The 18,399-nt window shown below is 57.8% G+C and carries 19 protein-coding genes; 11 read left to right on the forward strand and 8 right to left on the reverse strand.

All coding sequences use genetic code 11. The features are described 5' to 3' along the window. Window positions 1–78 precede the first annotated feature (78 nt). The 3 genes from HKX44_RS10460 (at window position 79) to HKX44_RS10470 (ending at window position 2,693) form a co-directional block, all read left to right on the forward strand. Window positions 79–1,053 (forward strand): DMT family transporter, encoded by a 975-nt coding sequence (locus HKX44_RS10460; RefSeq protein ID WP_276151271.1) that lies wholly within the window; start codon window positions 79–81, stop codon window positions 1,051–1,053. A 10-nt stretch (window positions 1,054–1,063) separates the two neighbouring features. After that, on the forward strand, window positions 1,064–1,660 hold the full coding sequence (gene cobO / locus HKX44_RS10465) for a cob(I)yrinic acid a,c-diamide adenosyltransferase (RefSeq protein WP_276151272.1): 597 nt from the start codon (window positions 1,064–1,066) through the stop codon (window positions 1,658–1,660). An 85-nt stretch (window positions 1,661–1,745) separates the two neighbouring features. After that, window positions 1,746–2,693 carry a cyclase family protein gene (locus tag HKX44_RS10470; protein WP_276151273.1) on the forward strand — a complete coding sequence of 316 codons (948 nt, stop codon included), beginning with the start codon at window positions 1,746–1,748 and terminating at the stop codon, window positions 2,691–2,693. A 54-nt stretch (window positions 2,694–2,747) separates the two neighbouring features. Here HKX44_RS10470 and HKX44_RS10475 read toward each other — a convergent pair whose 3' ends face one another. Continuing rightward, window positions 2,748–3,617 (reverse strand): branched-chain amino acid aminotransferase, encoded by an 870-nt coding sequence (locus HKX44_RS10475; RefSeq protein WP_276151274.1) that lies wholly within the window; start codon window positions 3,615–3,617, stop codon window positions 2,748–2,750. A 170-nt stretch (window positions 3,618–3,787) separates the two neighbouring features. Here HKX44_RS10475 and HKX44_RS10480 point away from each other — a divergent pair, with 170 nt between their 5' ends. From HKX44_RS10480 to dxs, 5 genes are all read left to right on the forward strand, one after another. Beyond that, a complete protein-coding gene (locus HKX44_RS10480) occupies window positions 3,788–4,300 on the forward strand; it encodes a MarR family transcriptional regulator (RefSeq protein WP_276151275.1) in 513 nt (170 codons plus the stop codon). Beyond that, the gene (locus tag HKX44_RS10485) at window positions 4,297–4,998 is read left to right on the forward strand and encodes a response regulator (protein ID WP_276151276.1); all 702 of its coding nucleotides are present in this window, start codon (window positions 4,297–4,299) and stop codon (window positions 4,996–4,998) included. The genes HKX44_RS10480 and HKX44_RS10485 overlap by 4 nt, the downstream gene beginning before the upstream one ends. Before the next feature lie 228 nt (window positions 4,999–5,226). Then, window positions 5,227–5,469, forward strand: a complete 243-nt coding sequence (locus HKX44_RS10490) for an exodeoxyribonuclease VII small subunit (RefSeq protein WP_276151277.1) — start codon at window positions 5,227–5,229, stop codon at window positions 5,467–5,469. Window positions 5,470–5,475: 6 nt separating this feature from the next. Next, complete coding sequence (locus HKX44_RS10495; protein ID WP_276151278.1) at window positions 5,476–6,342, forward strand: polyprenyl synthetase family protein; 867 nt, start codon at window positions 5,476–5,478, stop codon at window positions 6,340–6,342. An 8-nt stretch (window positions 6,343–6,350) separates the two neighbouring features. Further along, entirely contained in the window at window positions 6,351–8,279 is a 1,929-nt protein-coding gene (gene dxs, locus HKX44_RS10500) for a 1-deoxy-D-xylulose-5-phosphate synthase (protein ID WP_276151279.1), read from the forward strand. 152 nt (window positions 8,280–8,431) lie between these two features. Here the strand turns inward: dxs and HKX44_RS10505 are convergent, their stop codons facing one another. The 7 genes from HKX44_RS10505 to HKX44_RS10535 all read right to left on the reverse strand — a co-directional run bounded on the left by HKX44_RS10505 (window position 8,432) and on the right by HKX44_RS10535 (window position 14,291). Next, window positions 8,432–9,214 (reverse strand): ion transporter, encoded by a 783-nt coding sequence (locus HKX44_RS10505; protein ID WP_276151280.1) that lies wholly within the window; start codon window positions 9,212–9,214, stop codon window positions 8,432–8,434. 81 nt (window positions 9,215–9,295) lie between these two features. After that, complete coding sequence (locus HKX44_RS10510) at window positions 9,296–9,898, reverse strand: exopolysaccharide biosynthesis protein (protein ID WP_276153216.1); 603 nt, start codon at window positions 9,896–9,898, stop codon at window positions 9,296–9,298. Then, window positions 9,895–10,749, reverse strand: a complete 855-nt coding sequence (locus HKX44_RS10515; protein ID WP_276151282.1) for an SDR family oxidoreductase — start codon at window positions 10,747–10,749, stop codon at window positions 9,895–9,897. Before HKX44_RS10515 ends, HKX44_RS10510 begins: the two co-directional genes overlap by 4 nt. A gap of 42 nt (window positions 10,750–10,791) precedes the next feature. Beyond that, window positions 10,792–12,042 carry a glycosyltransferase family 4 protein gene (locus HKX44_RS10520; RefSeq protein ID WP_276151283.1) on the reverse strand — a complete coding sequence of 417 codons (1,251 nt, stop codon included), beginning with the start codon at window positions 12,040–12,042 and terminating at the stop codon, window positions 10,792–10,794. A gap of 66 nt (window positions 12,043–12,108) precedes the next feature. Further along, a complete protein-coding gene (locus HKX44_RS10525; protein WP_276151284.1) occupies window positions 12,109–13,071 on the reverse strand; it encodes a sterol desaturase family protein in 963 nt (320 codons plus the stop codon). Window positions 13,072–13,095: 24 nt separating this feature from the next. After that, window positions 13,096–13,851, reverse strand: a complete 756-nt coding sequence (locus tag HKX44_RS10530) for a class II aldolase and adducin N-terminal domain-containing protein (protein WP_276151285.1) — start codon at window positions 13,849–13,851, stop codon at window positions 13,096–13,098. Beyond that, window positions 13,848–14,291 carry a glyoxalase gene (locus HKX44_RS10535; protein WP_276151286.1) on the reverse strand — a complete coding sequence of 148 codons (444 nt, stop codon included), beginning with the start codon at window positions 14,289–14,291 and terminating at the stop codon, window positions 13,848–13,850. Before HKX44_RS10535 ends, HKX44_RS10530 begins: the two co-directional genes overlap by 4 nt. Before the next feature lie 49 nt (window positions 14,292–14,340). On the opposite strand from HKX44_RS10535, the gene ade reads away from it, so the two are divergent. The 3 genes from ade to HKX44_RS10550 all read left to right on the forward strand — a co-directional run bounded on the left by ade (window position 14,341) and on the right by HKX44_RS10550 (window position 18,090). Next, window positions 14,341–16,137, forward strand: coding sequence for an adenine deaminase (gene ade, locus HKX44_RS10540; RefSeq protein ID WP_276151287.1), 1,797 nt, complete (start codon window positions 14,341–14,343; stop codon window positions 16,135–16,137). A gap of 62 nt (window positions 16,138–16,199) precedes the next feature. After that, window positions 16,200–17,660 carry an AMP nucleosidase gene (locus HKX44_RS10545; RefSeq protein ID WP_276151288.1) on the forward strand — a complete coding sequence of 487 codons (1,461 nt, stop codon included), beginning with the start codon at window positions 16,200–16,202 and terminating at the stop codon, window positions 17,658–17,660. 139 nt (window positions 17,661–17,799) lie between these two features. Further along, window positions 17,800–18,090 carry an HU family DNA-binding protein gene (locus HKX44_RS10550; RefSeq protein ID WP_276151289.1) on the forward strand — a complete coding sequence of 97 codons (291 nt, stop codon included), beginning with the start codon at window positions 17,800–17,802 and terminating at the stop codon, window positions 18,088–18,090. Window positions 18,091–18,399 lie beyond the last annotated feature (309 nt).

Below are 18,399 nucleotides of genomic sequence, written 5' to 3' on the forward strand. Positions count from 1 at the left end.
AGGCGGCGCGGCGAGAAACCCCGCCCCGCAACCAAACCCGCCTTGCACTTCTCTGATCAAGGGCGCATTAAATGGCGCATGGCCGCATCCCTTACCCATAACCAACCCGGCCGTGCCATCGCACTCAAAACTGGCGCGGTATTTCTGTTTATGGTGATGGCGGCGCTGATCAAAGCCGCCTCTGATGGCGTTCCCCCCGGTCAGGCCGTGTTTTTCCGATCTCTGTTTGCGATGCCGATCATTGTGATCTGGCTCTGGCAACAGGGACACTTGCACGACGGTTTCAAAGCCAACAACATCCTCGGCCATGTCTGGCGTGGGCTGTTCGGCACCACCGCAATGGCGCTGACCTTTGCCGGCCTGGCCCTGCTGCCCCTGCCCGAAGTCACCGCCATCGGCTATGCCACACCCATGTTCACCGTGATCCTTGCCGCTGTGCTTCTGGGGGAAAAAGTGCGCCTGTTCCGGCTGTCTGCAGTCTTGCTTGGTCTTGTCGGGGTGATGATTGTTCTCGCCCCGCGCCTGTCCCTGAACCAAAGCTATTCTGATACCGCAACCCTTGGTGCCTTGATGGTCCTTGCCGCCTCGATCCTGCGGGCGCTGGTGCAAATCCATGTGCGCCGTCTGGTACAAACCGACAGCACCTCGGCCATCGTATTCTATTTCTCGCTTACCGCCACAGTTGCATCATTGCTCAGCTTCCCCTTGGGGCTGGCCTTTCCAATTCCGTCACTGGCCTGGACGTTTCCCGGGTTCGACATCCTTGGGCTGATCATATGCGCCGGGCTTATTGGCGGCGTGGCACAAATCATGGTCACCTCGTCTTATCGCTTTGGCACCGCTTCCATGCTGGCCCCGTTCGACTACTCCTCGATGATCTTTGCGACCGCCATCGGCTGGCTGATCTTTGGTGAAATCCCGACACCAACAATTTTGATCGGTGCCGCCCTTGTCATTGCTGGCGGCGTGTTGATCATATGGCGCGAACGCCAGCTGGGACTGGACCGCAGTAAATCAAAACCCAGCATCGCCCCCGCGGGCTCACCCAACTAAGGAACTCCCCATGTCTGACGATGATCACAAGCAAAAGATGCAGGAACGCCAAACCCAGCAGCGCAAGAAAGTGTCAGAGCTGGTTGATCCCAAAAAAGGCCTGGTTCTGATCCATACAGGCGCAGGCAAGGGCAAATCATCCTCCGCCTTCGGCGTGGTCGTGCGCGCCTTGGGGTGGAAGCAAAAGGTTGGCGTAATCCAGTTCATCAAGGGCAAATGGAAAACCGGCGAACGCCAGTTCTTTGACCGCCTGGGCGAGGTCACATGGCACACCATGGGCGAGGGCTTTACCTGGGACACCCAAGACAAGGACCGTGACATCGCCGCAGCACAGGCCGCCTTTGCCAAGGGCCGCGAGATGATGGAAAGCGGAGAATACGACCTGATCGTCATGGATGAAATCAACATCGCCATGCGCTATGATTACCTGTCTGTGGCGGATGTCATCGCAGGGCTGGATGCCCGCGATAAACGCACCGGCGTAATCCTGACCGGGCGCGACGCCAAACCCGAGCTTTGCGAATACGCCGATCTGGTGACCGAAATGACAGAGGTGAAACACCCGTTCAAAGCCGGCATCAAAGCCCAGCGCGGGGTTGATTTCTAAGCGCCGCATGGCGGGCGCTATGACGCGACGTTACACTTAAGGGTGGAATATCCATGTTAGCCTGACCTTTTAAGGGAGGGAAATCATGAACAAGACTCACATTTTCGGTGCCGCTCTGGCATTTGCTCTGGCGGCATCAGGGGCGATGGCAGATGGTTGCGCGCATTCCAAATGGGGCGCGGATGACACCATCGGCTCTGCCAATCTGGTCAGCCCCGAACGCACAATGGCTGCCACCAAACTGGTAAAGCAGGGCAAGTCGCTGCCGCTTGGGATCACCATCGGCACCGACACCCCCGCATTTCCGCCCCGCTCACTGAACCTGCAAGTTGTACAGCCAAACCAGCAAGGCGGCCTGAAACTGTCGGGCTTTGGCTATGAAGGCAATTACAACGACGACATATTGCAAACATGGATCGGCATCGGGTCACAACTGGACGGTCTGGGCCATCTGGGCGAAGATGGTATGTACTATAACTGTCTGGACGAGAAAGAAATCAGCCAGATTACCGGTCTGACCAAACTGGGCACCCACGACGTTCCCCCTCTGGTCGGGCGTGGCGTTGTGCTGGACATGGCCGCGCAGGCCGGGGTCGAGGTTATGCAAGCCGGCCAAAGCTTTGGCGAACCCGAGATCAAAGCCGCAGCAAAGGCACAAGGCGTGACCTTGGGCGAAGGCGACATCATCCTGTTTTACACCGGCTGGACGGACGGCATGTTCAAGTCCGACCCTGCGGCATGGGGCGCGGCAGAACCGGGTCTGACCAACGCCGGTGCCGTATATCTGGCCTCCCTCAACCCGATGGCCGTGGGCGCGGACACATGGGGCCTTGACGCTATACCGCCTGCCAAAGGGGACAAGGTATTCTACGGCCATGTTACGCTGTTGAAAGACAACGGCATCTACATCCTTGAAACGATGAATGTCGGACCACTGGTGCGCGAAGGCGTGAGTGAATTTATGTTCGTGCTGGGTCAGGCCCGCATTCAAGGCAGCGTCCAGGCAATGATCAATCCGGTCGCGCTTTACTGAAACAAAACGGGGCAGCCTTTGCTGCCCCGCTTCTGTCATTTCGTGTCGCTTGGATTAAACCCGCACCAGCTTCTCATAGCTTTCCGCGATGTCCCGCGTCATTGCGCCCACCTCGAATGTGTAAGCGCCGATCTGCCCTACCGGCGTGACCTCGGCCGCCGTACCAGTCAGCCAGCATTGCTCGAACCCTTCCAGCTCTTCCGGCATGATGTGGCGTTCGTGTACCTTGATGCCTTTTTCCTTCAGCATCCCCACAACCGTCTGGCGGGTGATCCCATTCAGGAAACAATCCGGATCAGGCGTATGCACCTCACCGTCCTTGACGAAGAAAATATTCGCCCCTGTCGCTTCGGCCACATACCCGCGATAATCGAACATCATCGCATCTGAACATCCTTTTGCCTCGGCGGCATGTTTGGACATCGTGCAAATCATATAAAGACCCGCCGCCTTTGCATGGCACGGGATCGTTTCCGGCGACGGGCGCTTCCATTTGGAAATATCCAGCTTGGCACCTTTGGTCTTGGCATCCCCGTAATAGGCACCCCATTCCCACACTGCGATGGCCAGACGCACTGGGTTCTTGGCAGAGGCCACACCCATGTCTTCGCCCGCGCCACGCCATGCAATTGCCCGCACATAAGCGTCTTGCAAGCCCGACGCCGCAAGGGTTTCAACCTTGGCCGCCTCGATTTCATCCACGGTCCACGGAATTGTAAAATCAACCATCTCGGCAGAGCGGATCAACCGTTCGGAATGTGCGCGGCTTTTGAAAATCTTGCCACCATAGGCGCGCTCGCCCTCGAACACCGAAGAGGCGTAATGCATGGCGTGGGTCAGGATGTGAATATTCGCATCGCGCCACTCCACCAACTTGCCATCCAGCCAGATCTGGCCGTCCCGATCGTCATATGCACCCGCCATGGTATTTCTCCTGATCCCTGATCTTTTTGTGAAAGTTGCGCAGGTACGTCAAAACGGGACACTTCCTGTCGCAAAAGCTGGGTTTGCCTAGCCTTTCACTCTTGGAGTGTCAACAAGGCTGACGTAAACTTGGCACATAGATATAGACAAACCCGATAACGAGGCATCCCATGGCCGACACACGCCACTCTATTCCCGCCCGCGGCGAAAACCTGCTGTTTCTGACTGACGAACAGTTGCGTCAGGGCAGCGAGGCCATGTTTTTCGCCTATCGCGGATTTACCGCTGATCCTGATCGCATTCTGGCCGATATGGCCTATGGCCGCGCCCATCACCGCGCCTTGCACTTTATCGGGCGGGCCCCCGGCACCACGGTCAATAACCTGCTGAATATTCTGGGGGTGACAAAGCAATCGCTGAATCGTGTGTTGCGCACACTGGTTGCCGATGGTCTGGTCGAAAGCAAGGTCGGGCGAAATGACAAACGCGAACGACATCTTGAATTGACAGAGCAGGGTCGCGCATTGGAACAACAATTATCGAACGCACAACGGGCGCGGTTGCGGGCTGCTTTCCGCGATGCCGGCCCCGAAGCTGTCGCAGGGTTCCGCACTGTGCTAGAGGCAATGATGGATCCCGAAATGCACCAAAGTTACACCAGATTGCGGGAGACCAGCCCTTGAGCGACATGGACGCCCACCTTCTGATTGTGGATGATGATGAACGCATCCGAACGTTGTTACAGAAATTCCTGATCCGTCACGGCTTTCTGGTGACCGCCGCGCGCGACGCCGCACATGCCCGGCGCATTCTGGCCGGTCTGGATTTCGATCTGATCGTGATGGACGTGATGATGCCCGGAGAGGATGGTCTGGCCTTGACCGCCTCCTTGCGCGAGACCCTGCAGACGCCGATTTTGCTGCTGACCGCCAAGGGCGAAACAGAAAACCGGATCGAGGGGTTGGAGGCCGGGGCGGATGATTATCTGGCAAAACCTTTCGAACCCAAGGAGCTGCTTCTCAGGATCAATGCGATCCTGCGCCGGATGCCCGACACCAGCGCCGAGGATATCGCCCCAAAGGTAATGTTACTGGGCGCGATACGTTATGATCTGGAACGCGGTGAAATGTGGGAAGGCGACGTTTTGGTCCGACTGACCGCGACCGAAGTGCAGCTGATGAAGATTTTCGCCGCCAAACCCGGCGAACCGCTCAGCCGTGCCAAACTGGTCGAGGAATTGGGCCGTGATCGTGGTCAGGCGCAGGAACGCGCGGTGGACGTACAAATCACCCGCTTGCGGCGCAAGATAGAGGACAATCCGAAACAACCGCGCTATCTGCAAACCGTGCGCGGTGCGGGATATATGTTGGCACCAGATTAACACCTGCCGGCGCGGGCCGAGAGTGCGGACAGTATTTAGAGCCAAAAAGAGAGGCAAAACCGTGTCTGGCGAAGGGCGCTGTTCCCGTTTATTGTAGTTCTGTAGCGGCCGACCTTAAACATGAATCACCAATACCCTGCCACGCTGCGCGTTCTCAGGACATTGGGGATATGAAATGCTTCTGGGTAAAGGCTGGATGCATTAAATGAAGAAGTAAGAGGCGCGTTGATGTCTGAGACAGCGATTGAAGAAATGAGTTTCGAGGCAGCAATGGCCGAGCTGGAAAAGGTTCTGGGCCAACTGGAGCGGGGCGACGTGGCACTGGATGAGAGTATCGCGCTCTATGAACGTGGCGCGGCGTTGAAAGCGCGCTGCGAGACCAAGCTGAAAGAAGCCGAGGAAAAAGTTGCCGCCATCACGCTGGACGGCGATGGCACCCCGACCGGCCTGAAACCCGTCGAGGGACTGTAAGGTTTCGTGTTTGCGGATGCGTTGAACACTGCGGCACAGCGTGTTGCCGCGCATTTCGATCATGTATTGGCGCAGATCGATGATGTGCCGGTTGTGCAAGCGATGGCCCATGCCACACGGGGCGGCAAACGCCTGCGCGGGTTTCTGGTGCTTGAAACCGCGCGGTTACATGGCATTGGGCCTGCGGCTGCCATCTGGCCAGCCACCGCAATCGAAACGCTCCATGCCTATTCTCTGGTGCATGACGATCTGCCTTGTATGGATGACGATGATCTGCGGCGCGGCGAACCAACCGTGCATTGCAAATGGGATGAGGCAACGGCAGTGCTGGCTGGGGATGCCCTGCAATCGCTGGCGTTTGAACTGGTCACTGCGCCGGAGATCGGCAGCGGCGACATCCGTGCCAGACTGGCCCGCACCCTTGCCGTGGCCTCCGGTGCGCAGGGCATGGTATTGGGGCAAGCACTGGATATTGCCGCAGAAACCGCGCCCATGCCACTGTCGTTGGCGCAGATCACCGCCCTGCAACAGGGCAAGACCGGCGCATTGATCGCCTGGTCCGCCCTGGCCGGGCCACGTATGGCCAGGGCAGATACCGCACCATTGGCGGCTTATGCCAAGGCGCTTGGCCTTGCGTTCCAAATCGCCGACGACATTCTGGATGTGACGGGCGATGCCGCCACCGTGGGCAAGGCAACAGGCAAAGACGCAACCGCCGGCAAGGCCACGTTTGTCTCGCATCTGGGCCTGGATGGGGCCAAAAGCCGCGCCAATGATCTGATACAAAACGCCTGTGATGCGTTAACTGTTTATGGCAAGGACGCCGATACATTGCGCGACGCCGCCCGCTTTGTCGTTGCCCGCAAGAACTGAGGGAATTGATGACCGACCGACCCGAAACCCCGATACTGGACCGCGTTACGCGCCCTGCCGACATGAAACAGCTCAGCGATGCCGAGCTGCATCAACTGGCCCATGAGGTGCGGGCGGAAACCGTTTCAGCGGTATCTGTGACTGGCGGACATCTGGGCGCGGGCCTGGGCGTGGTGGAATTATCCGTGGCACTACATGCGGTCTTCGATACCCCACGCGACAAAATCATCTGGGATGTGGGGCACCAGTGCTATCCGCATAAAATCCTGACCGAACGGCGCGACCGGATCCGCACCCTGCGGCAAAAGGACGGGCTTAGCGGGTTCACCAAACGCAGTGAATCCGCCTATGATCCGTTTGGCGCGGCGCATTCTTCCACCTCGATCTCTGCCGCGCTCGGCTTTGCCGTGGCACATGATCTGGGCGGCACCCCGCCCGAGGGCAGCGGCGATGCCATCGCGGTCATCGGCGACGGTTCAATGTCTGCCGGCATGGCCTATGAGGCGCTGAACAACGCGGGTCATCTCAAAAAGCGCCTGATTGTGATCCTGAACGACAATGAAATGTCGATCGCTCCGCCAGTTGGTGCGATGTCCTCTTATCTCAGCCGGCTTTATGCCGAGGAGCCGTTTCAGGACTTCAAAGCCGCAGCCAAAGGCGCGGTCAGCCTGCTGCCCGAACCTTTCCGCGAGGGGGCGAAACGCGCCAAGGATATGCTCAAGGGGATCGCGGTCGGCGGCACCTTGTTTGAACAACTGGGCTTCTCTTATCTGGGTCCGATAGACGGGCATGACATGGACCAGCTTCTGCCGGTCCTGCGCACCGTCAAGGCCCGTGCAACGGGGCCGATCCTGATCCATGTGCTGACCAAAAAAGGCAAAGGTTATGGCCCGGCGGAAAACGCCCGCGACAAGGGTCACGGTGTATCCAAGTTCAACGTCGTCACCGGTGAGCAGAAAAAAGCGCCCTCGAACGCGCCCAGCTATACGTCGGTTTTTGCCGACAGCCTGTTGCAGGAAGCCGCCGCAGACAACAAGATTTGCGCCGTCACTGCCGCGATGCCGGATGGCACAGGGTTGAACCTCTTTGCCGAACGCTACCCCTCGCGCTGTTTTGACGTGGGCATTGCCGAACAACATGGCGTGACCTTTTGCGCCGCCTTGGCTGCCGGCGGGATGAAACCCTTTTGCGCGATGTATTCAACCTTCCTGCAACGCGGCTATGATCAGGTTGTGCATGACGTTGCAATCCAGCGTTTGCCGGTGCGCTTTGCCATTGACCGTGCCGGCCTTGTCGGGGCTGACGGGGCCACCCATGCCGGTGCCTTCGATGTGGCTTTCCTTGCCAACCTACCCGGGTTTGTCGTGATGGCCGCCGCTGACGAGGCTGAGCTGAAACATATGGTCGCCACTGCGGCTGCCCATGACGACGGCCCCATCGCCTTCCGCTTCCCGCGCGGCGAAGGCAACGGTGTGGACCTGCCCGAACGCGGCATACCGCTGGAAATCGGCAAGGGGCGCATGATCACCAAAGGCAGTCGCGTCGCACTGCTGTCCTTCGGCACCCGTCTGGCGGAGGTTGAAAAGGCCGCCGAGGCGCTCTCAGCCAAAGGGATCACCCCAACTGTTGCCGACGCCCGATTTGCCAAACCGTTGGACCGCGACATGATTCTCGCGCTGGCCGCCGATCACGAGGCCCTGATCACCATCGAAGAGGGTGCCGTTGGCGGTTTCGGTTCCCATGTGGCCCAGTTGCTGGCGGAGGAAACCGTGTTCGATACCGGCCTGAAATTCCGCTCCATGGTCTTGCCCGACACATTTATTGATCAAGCCTCGCCCGCGGACATGTACGCCGTCGCCGGGATGAACGCTGAACAGATCGAGGCCAAGGTACTGAACACATTGGGCATCGCACAGATCGGCAAACAAACGGCCTGATTGACGCGGCGACTGGATTTGTAGCGTTTCGAATAAAACTTGAAGCCCGCCCCGAAAGCCTCCCGCCTTTAACCTGAGCCACGATATATCGCTTTTCGCGTTCGCCCGAAGGGGGAGGCCGCGAAAAGCGATCATGTGTAAGGCGGGAGGCTTTAGTCTTTCTGGCGCGCGATCAGGGTATCAAGCCGCTGTTCAATCGCCGCCAGCCGCGCCGCCACATCATCACGATAGGCCCCGGTCTCGGCGTTGCTTTCCTCGGCATGGGCGTCCTGCATCGAGTTGACGATCAGACCCACCAACAGGTTCACCACTGCAAAGGTGGTGACCATAATGAACGGGATAAAGAACAGCCACGCCAGCGGATAGGTCTCCATCACGGGCCGCACGATCCCCATTGACCAGCTTTCCAAGGTCATGATCTGGAACAACGAGTATCCCGAGCGCCCCAAGGTGCCGAACCATTCCGCAAAGGCGCTGCCGAACAATTTTGTCGCGATCACCGCCCCGATGTAAAAGATCAGCGCCATCAATGTGAAGACAGATGCCATCCCCGGCAGTGCGGTAATGAACCCCTCGACCACACGGCGCAAACGCGGTGCCGTACTGACCAGACGCAACACCCGCAAAATTCGCAACGCACGCAGCGCCGACAAACCATCCGCGGCGGGTGCCAATGAAATCCCCACGATAATGAAATCAAAAATGTTCCACCCGTCCCGGAAAAACCGCAGCCGGTACACAAACATCTTCAACAGCAACTCGACCACAAAAATCGTCAGACAAAGAGTGTCCAGAAACAACATCAACGGCCCGAACGCGCTGACCGCACGGTCTGATGTCTCAAGCCCCAAAAGAGCGGCGTTAAAGATGATAACACCCATGATAAAGCTACCAAAAGGCGCACTTTCCAGAAGCGTTTGAATTTTCTGACGCACGAGGAATGATCCAAAGTTAGAGGAAGTTAGAGAAGGTCGCGCTCTTTATGAAGCCAGCAGACGGGCAGAACAAGCATCACCTCAGATCAACGCCACAACTGTGGCCCCGATGCTGAACCCGACGATCACATAGCCCGCCAGAACATAAATCCCGTCATGTGTAAAAAGCCCAAAAGACAGCAGCGCAATCACGGTTGCCGCAAATGAAGAGAAAAACGGCAGCACCTCCAACGGCGGCCAGCTGAGCGGGAAGATCACGCAAATTAGCAGGGTAACCCAGCGCATCAACCCACGGGTCAGGAACCGCAGACGGGCGCGTGAATGGCGGTCGAGAAACGCACAGGGCCTGCGCATCATTGACACCGCCTGCCGCACACGCACCGCCGACAGGCTCTTGTGTTTCAACCACCCGGGCAACCAAAGTCTGCGACGACCAATCAACGCCTGCGATGCCAACAATATGATGATCACGGCGCATACCGTCGGAAACCCGGGAATGCCCGACAACGGCGACACCAACAGCAGCGATACCAACAAAATAAGCGGAGTGATTGCGCGCGTGCCAAATTCCTCCAGCATATCCGCCACGGTCACCACCTCACCCCGTGCGACATGCGCGACCCCATCCAACAAAGCCGTCAGGGTTCGATCAGATTCACGGGGCAAACTGCCCTCGGATGTCACGTGTTTTCCGCCAGCATGGCGGCCAGACCTGTCCGGTAATCAGGATATTTCGGACACCAGCCCAACGCATCTTTGATCCGGTCGTTACGCACCTTCTTGCTTTCGGCATAAAAGCTGCGCGCCATCGGGGTCAAATCCGCCGTCTCGAATGCGACCGCCTCAGGCAGAGGTAGCCCCAACAATTCGGCCGCGTGGCCAATCACATCCTGCGGCGGCGCGGGATCATCGTCGCACAGATTGTAAATCGCGCCAGCATCAGGTCGGGCCATCGACAATTCCAGTGCCTGCGCGATGTCCTCAACGTGAATCCGTGAAAACACCTGCCCCGCCTTGATAATCCGCCGCGCCGTGCCCTTGCGCACCTTGGCAAACGGTCCGCGTCCCGGTCCGTAAATTCCCGCCAACCGGAAGATATGCAACGGCAGATCGGGAACGGCCTGCCACGCCGCCTCTGCCTCAACACGCAATTGGCCGCGCTTGGTCGCCGGTACCAGCGGCGTATCCTCATCAACCCAACCGCCCTGATGATCGCCATATACCCCGGTGGTCGACAGATACCCGGCCCAGCGCAGATCCGGTGCAATCTCTGCAATCTCATCGCGCAACAGGTTCAGTACAGGATCGCCTTCTGGTCCCGGCCCCGCCGAGATCAGCACATAACGCGCCTCGCGCAGTAAGGGCATGATATCCGTGCCGGGCCACGCCACCGGGGTAACCCCCGTAGCAGAAATTTCGGCCATCTTATCCGCCGAACGCGTGGTTCCGATGATCCGCCAGCCCTGCGGCACCAAACGGGCTGCCAAAGCGCGGGCACTGAAACCGTGACCGAATGAAAACAGGGTTTTTTCCATGTGGCGAAAATGGCCCGCACCGCCGCCCGCCACAAGGGGCAATCACCCGATTTCGATACGTTTTTCCTGCGGCACCAAAGCGTTAATCTGCGCGATATGTTCCGGCAGACATTTTGTCAGGAAATCATACTCCCTGACCGCATGTGCCCGCGCGGCAACGCCAAGGTGGGCGTATTTCTCCGGCTGCCCCAGAACATCCACCACCTGCGCGGCCAGTGCTTGCGGATCATGGAAATCGACCAACATACCGGTTTCGCCATGGGTGACCGCCTCGCGCACCGGTGCCACATCAGCCGCCACAATGGTTGCCCCCATCGACATCGCTTCCAGCAGGGACCACGACAACACAAACGGCATGGTCAAATACACATGGCACCGGCTGACCTGCACAAGTTTCTGAAAATCCGGATAGGGGATGCGCCCCAGAAAATGCAGCCGCTCCCAATCCAGCTCCTCACCGACCTCGCGTTCCATCTCGCCGCGCAACCCCTGCGGATCACTGCTTTTGCCGCCATAGGACACGTCATTACCGCCAACGATCAAAACCCGCGCATTGGGCCGTTCGCGCATGATTCGCGGCAGGGCACGCATAAACGCATGAAACCCCCGCGCCCGTTCCAGATTGCGCGCAACATAGGTGAGCACCTCGTCGCCTTTCTTGATCGGCTGGTCCAACCGGCCAAGATGTAATTCGACAGCAGGGTCGGGGCGTAACCGGTCCGTTCTGATCCCGTCGTGACAGACATACATCCGGTCATGGAAACTGCGCGGGAAACGATCCCGTTGCCAGCGCGTTGGCACATGCCCCTGATCAACCACCTCGATATTGGCAAGCGGAACAGCGTTGCGCGCCGCCATCAGAAACGGCGCGTGATCCGATACTTTCTCTTCAGGATCAAAACCGACCAGACCACCGGTCATGTTATAGTAATATTCAAAAAACCCGATGATCGGCACGTCCGGCCAGACTTGCTTGAAAAAGGTCAATTCGCCCCAACCGACATGCCCGATGACGATATCCGGGACAAACCCATCTTCGGCTTCGATCTGACGCGCGGCCATGGCGGCGCCAAAGCCCGCGCCTGTCGCCTCTTCCCAAATCTTGGACAACCCATAGGCATCCTCGAGCGGCTTGCGATGCGCCTTGTAAATCCGCGTCTCGACTCCCGGCAGATTTGGCGCGTCTTTCTTCTGCGTGAGAAAGAAAATCCGGTGCCCACCCTGCGCCGCAAGCCATTGCACCAGCTCGCGGTATTGCCCCGGCATGTTCTGATGCACAAAAAGTATGTTCATATCGGCGGACCTAACGCATTTCCCTTACCGCGCAGTAAATCGAAACCGCACAGCAGGCGCAACGCGTCACCGCCTGTTGCGTGCGGCCAGCCGCGCTTTCATCCGCGCCTTTCCCTCGTCAGTGCCATCATGAAAAGATCCGAACAACTTGTCCCAAGGCACATCCAGATTGCCATAATTCACCTCAAAATACCGATGGTGGATTTGGTGGTGGAACATACCCAGATTCACACGTTTAGCATTGCGAAACCACAGCCCCTCGAAACCCGTGTGGGTGGTGACGGCCAAAATAGCATAGAACATCAAATGGAAAATCAGATGTACAGGGTGTGTCGGCAGGATCAGGTGAATAATCACCGTGCCGAAATAAAACCCATGTTCCACCGGATGCATCGACAATCCCGACCACGGCCCCACATCCGTATTGCGATGATGCAATGCGTGAAACCGGTAGAACAGATTGGTGTGCAACAGGCGGTGTATCCAGTAGAAATAGAAACTCTCCCAAACCGGGATCACGAAAAAGAAGGCGACGAACCAGATCGGCGTCTGGGTAAAACTGGTGGTTGGCGCATACCCCTTGGCCAGCAATCCCCAGAACAACACCTCGAACGCCGACCAGATCGTGACACCGCTGGCCAGCGTCCAGAACATATTGTCCAACACCTGTGAGTTGAAACTGAACATCCGCCCTTTGCGCGGAAACGGGCGCGGGTCGTATTTCATCCTGTCGTCCTGCCCGCGATAGGTATGAAACCACAGGTGCAACCCGCCCGCGATCACTGAAATCAGGACAAAGTTCCGCAGGAACACCAGCGCAATCCAGTCAAACCCCCATGTTAGAGCCTGTTCAAGCGTTGGACTGAACCACGCGTAACTGATCAAAGCCAGCGCCAGTATCGCCATATTGATGGTCAGAAAGAACCAGCCGTCCGCATACCATTTCAATACGCGCAGCGGCTGGGGTGGCCATTGCCAAAGCGGCGAGACCGCGATTGGCACCTCTGGTCTGTGATTCCACTCGGCCATCAGAAACTTCCTTTGAAACAGTCTCTAAACCGCATAATCAGATCCTTCACCGTCCAGAATAGCCTTCAGCTCTGCCAGATGGCGCGCATCTTGTTCCGGGTATTCCTCCAGTTCGCGCGCGGTCTTTTCTGCAATCTCGTCCGAGATACGGCGCAGCGGCAATCCGGTCTGTAACGCCTTGATATAGGTCTCAGCGGCGCGTTCGAAATAATAGAGCCTGTTAAAGGTATCCGCGACCGTATCTCCGATCACCATCACCCCATGCGAGCCCATGACCATGACCTTTTGCTTGGGATCAGTCAGCAGCTTTGCACAGCGCGCGCCCTCATCTTCAAACGCCAGCCCGCCATAGTCTTCATCAATCACCACCCGGTTGAAAAACGTACAGGCGTTTTGATCAATCGGCGGCAGGCGGCTGTCTTGCAGACAGGCCAGCACGGTTGCATAGATCGAATGCACATGCATCACACAACGCGCATGTGGACAGGCCGCATGTACCCCGCCATGCAGCCCCCATGCCGTCGGATCAGGCGCATTCGGACCCTGATAGGTTTGCGGATCATCTGCATCAATCAGCAACATATCAGAGGCTTTGATCCGCGAGAAATGCATCTGGTTCGGGTTCATCAGAAACTGTGATCCGCTGTCATTCACCGCCAGTGAAAAATGGTTCGCCACGCTTTCATGCATATCCAGCCGCGCCGTCCACCGGAACGCCGCCGCCAGATCAACACGTTCCTGCCAGTGATCCATATTCGGTTTCATCTGTGTCACGCTCATTTATTTTTCTCCCCTGTTCCATCCTTGATCCGGCTCGGCACCCAGGCATAGCCGTTTTCACACAGGATATACGCCTCGCGCAGCCCGTGTGGTTTGTCTGTTGGTTCCTGAAGTACCGTTCCGCCCGCTGCCTCGGCCTTGGCGCAGGCGACTTCGGGGTCGGTGTCATACAGCCTGATTTCAATCCCGCCGCCTCGTGGGGGATTCTCTGGCAACAACCCCAGCAACGGATTGGCGTGATAAGTGCCATCGGCATGAATCTGAAACACCTGTTCCCCATAGGTCATGATCGCAAAATCCGCAGTGGGTTGGAACGATTTCATATCGAAAACAGTCTCTAAAAAGGCAATTTCGACCCTAACGTCGCGCACCAGCAGGTTCAGGCCAATGCCACGCAAAGACGCCCCAAACTCCTCTGCCCCAACCGTTTCGTATTCCATTCAACGCACTCCCGCTTGAACCTGACAAAACACTGTGCCACCTTTGGACATGACGCAAGAACCTTTCCCTTCATGGCCCGATGTCGCCCCGCAACTCGTCAATACCGCTGCGGGACGTGCCCCTGCGGATATGATCATCACCGGCGGCATCTGGGTGAATGTCCACACCCGCGAAGCCCTGCCAGATTACGACATCGCCATCACCGCAGGACGCATTGCTTTTGTCGGACCGGATGCCAGCCATTGTCGTGGTCCGGGCACCCAAATCATCAAGGCCAGTGGCCGCTACATGATCCCGGGCCTATGTGACGGCCACATGCACATCGAAAGCGGCATGCTGACGCCAGCCGAGTTTGCCCGCGCCGTCATTCCCCATGGCACAACCTCCATGTTCACCGATCCCCATGAAATCGCCAATGTGCTGGGCCTTGAGGGCGTGCGGATGATGCATGACGAAGCCCTGATGCAGCCAATCAACATCTTCACCCAAATGCCCTCCTGTGCGCCCTCTGCGCCGGGGATGGAAACCACCGGCTTTGAAATCAGCGCCGAAGATGTGGCCGAAGCGATGCAGTGGCCCGGCATTATCGGTCTGGGCGAGATGATGAACTTCCCCGGCGTCTCAAACGCAGACCCCAAGATGCTGGCCGAAATCGCCGCAACGCAACGCGCCGGCAAAACCGTGGGCGGGCATTATGCTTCGCCTGATCTGGGGCCTGCCTTCGCCGCCTATGTGGCCGGCGGCCCCGCCGATGATCACGAGGGCACCTGCGAGGCGGACGCTATCATGCGGATGCGTCAGGGGATGCGCTCGATGATCCGGCTCGGCTCTGCATGGTATGACGTTGAAACACAGATCACCGCCATCACTGAACGCGGCCTTGATCCGCGCAACATGATCCTTTGCACCGATGATTGCCATTCGGGCACGCTGGTCAACGACGGCCATATGAACCGGGTCGTCCGTCACGCGATTGACTGCGGGTGTGATCCCTTGATCGCCCTGCAAATGGCCACGATCAACACCGCGACACACTTCGGGCTGGAACGCGACATCGGGTCGCTCACACCAGGCCGGCGCGCCGATGTGATCCTGACATCAGACCTCAAAACCCTCCCGATAGAGACTGTTATTGCCCGGGGACGGATTGTCGCCCAAGACGGCGTTTGCCTTGTTGAGTGCCCGCATTACGACTGGCCCAACACTGCCCGCATGACGGTGAACATGGGCAAGACGCTAGGCAGAGATGACTTTACCATTCACGCCCCGCATGGGGCCAATGGTGTCACGGCCAATGTCATCGGGGTGGTCGAAAATCAGGCCCCGACACGCGCGCTGCAATTCGAACTGCCGGTCACGGATGGGCGGGTTCAGGCCACCCGCGAGGTTGCGCAGATCGCATTGGTCGAACGCCACCGCGCCACCGGCAATGTCGTCAACGCCTTTGTCTCGGGGTTTGGGTATACTGGTGCCATGGCGATGGCATCGACCGTGGCGCATGATAGTCACCACATGATTGTTGTCGGCACCGATCGCGAACAGATGGCACTGGCCGCCAACCGCTTGCGTAAGGTTGGCGGCGGCATCACCATTTTCAAAGACGGTGTTGAACTGGCATTGGTTAAACTGCCCATCGCGGGGCTGATGTCTGATCAACCTGCCGCTGACATCGCTGCCGCCACCGAAGACATGATGCAGGCCATGCGCGACTGTGGTTGCACCCTGAACAACGCCTATATGCAGCATTCACTGCTGGCGCTCGTCGTGATCCCCGAATTGCGGATTTCCGACCTTGGCCTGGTCGATGTGCGCACCTTCGAATTTACCGATGTTATCGTGTCGTAACATCGACACGCCATATTCTCCAAACGGGCAGGACCGCCCCAAAAAGAACAGAAAGACCGAAAATGAAGATACTGACACCTGATACCCCACACCCGCAGGAATTTACCGATGCGACACAGGCCGTTGATTGCCTGACTGCGCTTTACATGCAGGCCACCGCATTTCTACGCGACAATTTCGCCGAGGTGCTGGAAACCCCCGTGACCAACACCCGCATCCGTGCGTTTTACCCCGAGGTTCGCTTTAGCACCTCCAGCTATGCGCAGGTCGACAGCCGCCTCAGCTTTGGGCACGTCTCATCGCCCGGACGGTTCGCGGCCACAATCACCCGCCCCGATCTGTTCCGCAATTATCTGATCCAGCAAATCGGCCTGCTGATCGAAAACCACGAACAGCCGGTGACAATTGGCCTGTCAGACACGCCCATTCCGGTGCATTTTGCCGTCACTGGCGACAATGCCGTGAACATTCCCCAAGACGGGGCTGCCGATTTCACCCTGCGCGATATTTTCGATGTACCGGACCTGTCCACCACCAATGACGACATCGTCAATGGCACCTATCAACCGGTTGATGATCTGCGCCCGCTGGCCCCGTTTACCGCCCAGCGCGTGGATTATTCGCTGGCCCGACTGGCGCATTACACCGCCACCGATCCGGAACATTTCCAATGTCACGTCATGTTCACCAACTACCAGTTCTATGTCACCGAGTTCGAGGAATACGCCCGCGCGCAACTGAACGATCCGAACAGCGGCTACACCTCCTTTGTCTCGACCGGCAATGTCGAGATCACCGACGGCAACACCCCTATTCCTGAAACGGTGAAAACACCGCAGATGCCAACCTATCATCTGAAACGCGCTGATGGGTCTGGCATCACGTTGGTTAACATCGGCGTTGGCCCGTCCAATGCCAAAACCGCAACCGACCATATTGCGGTTTTGCGCCCGCACGCCTGGATTATGGTGGGCCACTGTGCCGGTCTGCGTAACACGCAAGCCTTGGGCGACTTCGTACTGGCCCACGCCTATCTGCGCGAAGACCACGTTCTGGACGATGACCTGCCCGTCTGGATTCCAATCCCCGCACTGGCCGAAATCCAGATCGCATTGGAACAATCCGTGGCGCAGGTCACCCAGCTGGAAGGTTATGAACTCAAGCGGATCATGCGCACCGGCACCGTCGCCACCATTGATAATCGCAACTGGGAACTGCGCGACCAATCAGGCCCGGTTCAGCGCCTTAGTCAATCTCGCGCCATCGCGCTGGACATGGAAAGCGCAACCATCGCCGCCAACGGATACCGCTTCCGTGTTCCTTACGGCACGCTGCTATGTGTCTCGGACAAACCGCTTCACGGCGAACTCAAATTGCCGGGTATGGCCTCCGACTTTTACAAGACCCAAGTGTCACGCCACTTGATGATCGGAATCCGCGCAATGGAAATACTGCGCTCAACTCCACTGGAACGCATTCACAGCCGAAAATTGCGGTCGTTCGACGAAACCGCCTTCCTCTGATCCGCTGTCACCCCGAAAAAAGGCGAAAAACTGCTATTTTCACTGATTCTCGCCTGATTATTCGTTGTGCTTTCCTACAACATACCGTTACTTTCCGGCCATGAGGCCCAACATCGGGCGGTCTAAGGAGAAAAAGAACATGGCAACCAAACCAATGACAAAGACACAGCTCGTCGCCGCACTGGCCGAGGAAATGGGCTCTGACAAAAAATCAGCAGGCGCAGCACTTGATGCCGTTTGCAACCTGATCACACGCGAAGTATCCGGCGGCGGTGCCGTGACCCTTCCCGGCGTTGGCAAAATCTATTGCCGCGAACGCCCCGAGCGCATGGTCCGCAACCCTGCGACAGGCGAACAGTTCAAGAAAGACGCGGACAAGGTTGTCAAAATGACCATCGCGAAAGCACTGAAGGACAGCGTGAACGGCTAAGCCTTCACCACGTCACAGGTACTGAAACGTTTTTCGAAACACCTCAGGCACACCACACCACCCATCGCGTTGAAATCTGAAATTTCAGACAGCCTTGGGTAAGCGAGGTTTTTGCGAAAATACTATGAAGGGGGCGCTGAAAAGCGGTCCCTTTTTTTGCGGGTCGCGGCGGGTCTGTCAATCGTCTCCATCACACCCCGAATCCGATCAATGCCCGCGTCTCGCAATACTGGCTCAAACGTCAAGCATTTCTGACCCAGCCCAGCCCTTCCGCGCGCCAGCTTCCAGGATCCAGATGCGGGACAAAGC

Source organism: Sulfitobacter sp. M05 (assembly GCF_029285175.1).
GTDB lineage: Bacteria > Pseudomonadota > Alphaproteobacteria > Rhodobacterales > Rhodobacteraceae > Sulfitobacter.

Bases quoted from the DNA above. Each gene is read 5' to 3' on its own strand.
- HKX44_RS10515 (WP_276151282.1), bottom strand. From the start codon at position 10,749: ATGGAAAAAACCCTGTTTTCATTCGGTCACGGTTTCAGTGCCCGCGCT.
- HKX44_RS10525 (WP_276151284.1), bottom strand. From the start codon at position 13,071: ATGGCCGAGTGGAATCACAGACCAGAGGTGCCAATCGCGGTCTCGCCG.
- HKX44_RS10460 (WP_276151271.1), top strand. From the start codon at position 79: ATGGCCGCATCCCTTACCCATAACCAACCCGGCCGTGCCATCGCACTC.
- ade (WP_276151287.1), top strand. From the start codon at position 14,341: ATGACGCAAGAACCTTTCCCTTCATGGCCCGATGTCGCCCCGCAACTC.
- HKX44_RS10490 (WP_276151277.1), top strand. From the start codon at position 5,227: ATGTCTGAGACAGCGATTGAAGAAATGAGTTTCGAGGCAGCAATGGCC.
- HKX44_RS10535 (WP_276151286.1), bottom strand. From the start codon at position 14,291: ATGGAATACGAAACGGTTGGGGCAGAGGAGTTTGGGGCGTCTTTGCGT.
- HKX44_RS10475 (WP_276151274.1), bottom strand. From the start codon at position 3,617: ATGGCGGGTGCATATGACGATCGGGACGGCCAGATCTGGCTGGATGGC.
- HKX44_RS10550 (WP_276151289.1), top strand. From the start codon at position 17,800: ATGGCAACCAAACCAATGACAAAGACACAGCTCGTCGCCGCACTGGCC.
- cobO (WP_276151272.1), top strand. From the start codon at position 1,064: ATGTCTGACGATGATCACAAGCAAAAGATGCAGGAACGCCAAACCCAG.
- dxs (WP_276151279.1), top strand. From the start codon at position 6,351: ATGACCGACCGACCCGAAACCCCGATACTGGACCGCGTTACGCGCCCT.
- HKX44_RS10530 (WP_276151285.1), bottom strand. From the start codon at position 13,851: ATGAGCGTGACACAGATGAAACCGAATATGGATCACTGGCAGGAACGT.
- HKX44_RS10480 (WP_276151275.1), top strand. From the start codon at position 3,788: ATGGCCGACACACGCCACTCTATTCCCGCCCGCGGCGAAAACCTGCTG.
- HKX44_RS10545 (WP_276151288.1), top strand. From the start codon at position 16,200: ATGAAGATACTGACACCTGATACCCCACACCCGCAGGAATTTACCGAT.
- HKX44_RS10470 (WP_276151273.1), top strand. From the start codon at position 1,746: ATGAACAAGACTCACATTTTCGGTGCCGCTCTGGCATTTGCTCTGGCG.
- HKX44_RS10520 (WP_276151283.1), bottom strand. From the start codon at position 12,042: ATGAACATACTTTTTGTGCATCAGAACATGCCGGGGCAATACCGCGAG.